Origin of the sequence: Burkholderia sp. Se-20378 (assembly GCF_017104665.1) — a bacterium.
GTDB classification, from domain to species: domain Bacteria; phylum Pseudomonadota; class Gammaproteobacteria; order Burkholderiales; family Burkholderiaceae; genus Burkholderia; species Burkholderia lata.
Genome location: NZ_JAAGPG010000892.1, coordinates 1 through 2,183, shown reverse-complemented (window position 1 = coordinate 2,183; position 2,183 = coordinate 1). Strand labels below are relative to the sequence as shown.

2 protein-coding genes and 1 pseudogene are annotated in these 2,183 nt (G+C 68.3%); 2 read left to right on the top strand and 1 reads right to left on the bottom strand.

All coding sequences use genetic code 11. The features are described from left to right. On the bottom strand, positions 1-877 hold an 877-nt coding region (locus tag G3N93_RS38680; protein ID WP_206135401.1), incomplete at its 3' end, for a metal-dependent hydrolase. A gap of 581 nt (positions 878-1,458) precedes the next feature. Here G3N93_RS38680 and G3N93_RS38675 point away from each other — a divergent pair. Continuing rightward, on the top strand, positions 1,459-1,800 hold the full coding sequence (locus G3N93_RS38675) for an FKBP-type peptidyl-prolyl cis-trans isomerase (protein WP_011355854.1): 342 nt from the start codon (positions 1,459-1,461) through the stop codon (positions 1,798-1,800). Positions 1,801-1,835: 35 nt separating this feature from the next. Next, positions 1,836-2,183, top strand: a pseudogene (locus tag G3N93_RS38670) (AraC family transcriptional regulator); the annotation flags it as partial.

Genomic DNA, 2,183 nt, shown 5'->3' with positions numbered 1-2,183 from the left:
GCGAACGCGCCGGCGCGCCGCCCTGTTCGCCGTAGGTGGCGGCGAGCGCGTCGACCCGCGCCAGATGATGGTGATTGTCGTGGTCCCACGGATGGAAGCCCGGCCGGAAGAAGCTCAGCCATTCGCCGGCGATGCGCGGGAACAGCCCGCGACGCGGCCCGTACAGGAACGCGATCATCCGCAGCATGCCGCGCACGTGATGGCCGGCGCCGCGATCGCGCCACAGCAGCGTCGCGTGCATCAGGAATACGGTCGGCCAGAACGTCAGCGTCGTCAGCAGATACACGCCGATGCGGATCAGGTACCGGCGCAGCCCCGGCTCCATCGCGGTGTTCCATACGTCGAACGACACGGCCTTGTGCTCGGTTTCCTCGAGCGCGTGCCAGATCCACATCTGACGGTAGCCCTCGACCGAGCCGTCGAGGCGCGTCGGGTCGCGCAGCAGCCAGTCGGCGAGCATCGCCGTGTAGTGTTCCGCCGCGACCGTATGCGCGAGCTGCACCGAATGCGGGAGCTTGCGCTTCATGTAGCCGAGCACCGTCCACACGCGCTTGTCGAGCTTGCGCGCAGGCAGGTGGTTCGCCTGCATCAGCTCGTTGTACTCGATGTGCTCGCGCGTGTGCATCGCCTCCTGGCCGATGAAGCCGAGCACCTGCTGCTTCAGCACGGGATCGTCGATCCGGTCGCGGTAGTTGCGCACCGAATCCATGAAGAAACGCTCGCCGGCCGGGAACAGCAGCGACAGCGCGTTGAAGAAATGGGTCACGTGCGACCCGAGGCCATGCCAGTCCTTCGCGCGTTCGACCGGCAGGTCGAAGCGCAGGTCGCGGCGCACCGGCATGATCCCGGCTGCGGTGGCGGAAGCGGCTGACTTCATGTTCATCGTTCTCCTGGTTCCGGAGCGGCCCGGCGCATCGTCCGATGCGGCCGGCGCAGGCTCGGGCGGCACGTCGCGCACCGCCAAAATCTTGACATCGACAGCTGTAAAGATAGGCCGCCCGCGGCGGCGCACGCAAGCCGCGCGGTAGATGCGCGCTTCCAAACAGGGCACGGTCGAAAAGGCGGAAAAAGCGGCGCTCGAACGGCGTCCGGACGGGGCGGGATTCGAACGCGCGCGGTGGCTCGGAAGCGGTACGCGCGGCTCCCTGCCGTGTCATGCCGATGGCCAGGAAGCCCCGTGCGGCGGGCGTTTCGCGGAAATCGGCGACGCCCCGCGACGCGCTATCGTGCGCCCCGGTAGCACCGATTCATACACGCGTCGCACTCGCACGGTGCAACCGCGGTCGCGGGGCGCGCGAAAAATTCAAACGCGCGTTCCATTTGCGTTTCGGGCGACCGCGGCCGTGGCGGCCCGGCGCCGTCCGCGACACGCGTGCGACCGGCCGAGAGCCACGAGCGGCGGCCCGCTGCGCGCTCGCCTACAATAGCGGTTTTACCCATCCTTTTTCAGGAGAAGTCATGTCTGTCATCACGACCGAATCGGGCCTCAAATACGAAGACCTGACCGAAGGCACCGGCGACGTAGCGCAAGCCGGCCAGACCGTCAGCGTCCACTACACGGGCTGGCTGACCGACGGTCAGAAATTCGACTCGAGCAAGGATCGCAACGACCCGTTCGCGTTCGTGCTCGGCGGCGGCATGGTCATCAAGGGCTGGGACGAAGGCGTGCAGGGCATGAAGGTCGGCGGCGTGCGTCGCCTGACGATCCCGCCGCAACTCGGCTACGGCCCGCGCGGCGCAGGCGGCGTGATTCCGCCGAATGCCACGCTCGTGTTCGAAGTCGAACTGCTCGACATCTGACACGACACGCGCGCCGCCGGCTGACGCCCTGCCCCATGGCACACCTTCCGTCCCCCACCGTCGCACTGCAACGCTACGACACGCTCGAAGCGTCGGACGTGCACGACTTTCACCAGATCGTGCTCGGCATCGACGGCGCGATGGTGATGGCGGTGGACGGCGTCAGCCAGCGGCTCGACCGGCACGGCGCGTGGCTGGTTCCGGCCGGCGCGCGCCACGATTACGCGGGCCTGGGCGAGAACCGCCAGCTCGTGCTCAATCTGCCCCTCGCCTCGCTCGCGGTGCCGCAGCGGCTGTTCGACAGCGCGCGCGCCGTGGCGATCGATCCGGCACTGACGTCGCTGGTCGCGCAGATCGCGGCGGCCGCCGCGCAACTCGACGCC

Coding starts and splice junctions, on each gene's coding strand:
- G3N93_RS38675 (WP_011355854.1), top strand. CDS start 1,459: ATGTCTGTCATCACGACCGAATCGGGCCTCAAATACGAAGACCTGACC.